The organism is Legionella dresdenensis (genome assembly GCF_042649825.1).
In the GTDB taxonomy this organism is placed as follows: Bacteria; Pseudomonadota; Gammaproteobacteria; order Legionellales; family Legionellaceae; genus Legionella_C; species Legionella_C dresdenensis.
On record NZ_JBHSAB010000034.1, the window covers coordinates 1 to 1,078 of the forward strand.

Consider the following 1,078-nt stretch of genomic DNA (forward strand, 5'->3'; position numbering starts at 1 on the left):
CAAACAGTTTTAGATTGGTTTTAGCATTGGTCAGTAAATCCCTGAGATTATCGAGACCTAACCGGAAGAAGCTATTTTTGGGTCTTTTTTGGTTGCGTATTTTTTTAAGGCGAATCGGCTTAATCGAGGCTTTCCATTCACCAATCCGGTGAGCCCAAACAAACCCTAAGGCCAGCAAGGCGAGTAATTTTTCAATGCGTTTTGGCGCAACAACCCGTGTTTCTTCAAAACGCCATCCCTTAGTTTTAAGCGCGGCAAACAAGGTTTCAATTTCCCAGCGACGTAAATAGCAGGCAATGGCATTTTTGGGCGACTGATTGGTGGCGATAATCAGTAACTCATTGCGCGAATTTTTACTGCCCGCCAAATACAGCGATTGGCCAAAGACATGAACCTTCATCCCGAACACGTGTTGCTGGTAGGGTGCCAAATGGCTGAATAACTGGGCTGAGGCTTTAAATTTCTTCTTGCCGATGCAGACATCAACATTGCCTTTAATGCGCAAATAAAAGGGGATTTTTTCCTCGACAAGCCAGGCTATCAAGGTTTTATTGGGAAATTCCCGATCACCGAGTACGCCCTGGATCGGCGTTTTTCCAAAGGTATTAATAAACCGCGATAATAACTCAATCTGCTCGCTTGCTGTTGTACTACCTGATTTGTTTAGCAAGCGCCAAAACAGCGGAATCGCTATCCCTTCATAACAAACGGACAACATAAACACATTGATTTTTGCTTTACCCCAATACCAATTTGTCCTATCGATAGCCAAATAAACTTTTTGCTCTTGAGTAAAAAACAGGGCGTATATCCACCGCGAAATCCAGGTAAAATCCAACTCAAACTGAGAGAAAAAACGGTATACCCGTTTGTAGCGCGAATCAATGCTCGCTGTCTGCCCATCCATAGCTACCGCAATTTCACTTAAATTAACGCTTCTTACCATAAATAAGGCTAACAACATTTGGGCTAAACAGTCTATTCTTGACTTGTGCCAATTCAATTGCTGGCTTAAAATCCCACTCAACTCGCTGACATAACTCATATATGCTCCTTTTTTGTCGAAGCTGAGTATATA

1 protein-coding gene is annotated in these 1,078 nt (G+C 42.6%); it reads right to left on the minus strand.

Annotated elements, in window-relative coordinates; all coding sequences use genetic code 11:
- On the minus strand, nucleotides 1-1,045 hold a 1,045-nt coding region (locus tag ACFORL_RS12765; RefSeq protein WP_382344616.1), incomplete at its 3' end, for an IS4 family transposase.
- Nucleotides 1,046-1,078 lie beyond the last annotated feature (33 nt).